This window comes from Paenibacillus montaniterrae (genome assembly GCF_018403185.1).
In the GTDB taxonomy this organism is placed as follows: domain Bacteria; phylum Bacillota; class Bacilli; order Paenibacillales; family Paenibacillaceae; genus Pristimantibacillus; species Pristimantibacillus montaniterrae.
In genome coordinates, this window is the sequence record NZ_BOSE01000043.1 from 1 (window position 1) to 338 (window position 338).

Consider the following 338-nt stretch of genomic DNA (forward strand, 5'->3'; position numbering starts at 1 on the left):
TCAAATTCCTCAGTGCATTTTGCAAAGAAAATTTGTCTGGTTCTTTCAACCAGTCTATTTCTTGTTTTAGTTTTGTGAGTTCAGCCGAACACGCTCCATAAGATAAGCCTTTTCCTGTCTCTTTATAGGTGTCACCCCATAGGGCTAGAAAACGATTATACACAAATCGAGCGCATCCAATCGTCTTGTTGATGAGTGTCGCTTGTTCTGGCGTGGGATAAATCCGGAATTTATAAGCTTTATTCACTACCATTGCTTCTCACTTCACTTTCTGATTTTGGATATACGTTCTTATTTGCGCTTCTGTATGTTCACTGACTGTTGCAACAAAATAAGAA

At 38.8% G+C, this 338-nt stretch carries 1 protein-coding gene and 1 pseudogene; both read right to left on the bottom strand.

The window, feature by feature from the left end; genetic code table 11:
- Window positions 1-253 (bottom strand): helix-turn-helix domain-containing protein (locus tag KJS52_RS27055; RefSeq protein WP_213520730.1); only part of this gene is annotated, 253 nt, incomplete at its 3' end.
- 6 nt (window positions 254-259) lie between these two features.
- Window positions 260-338 (bottom strand): annotated as a pseudogene (locus KJS52_RS27060) (IS200/IS605 family transposase); the annotation flags it as partial.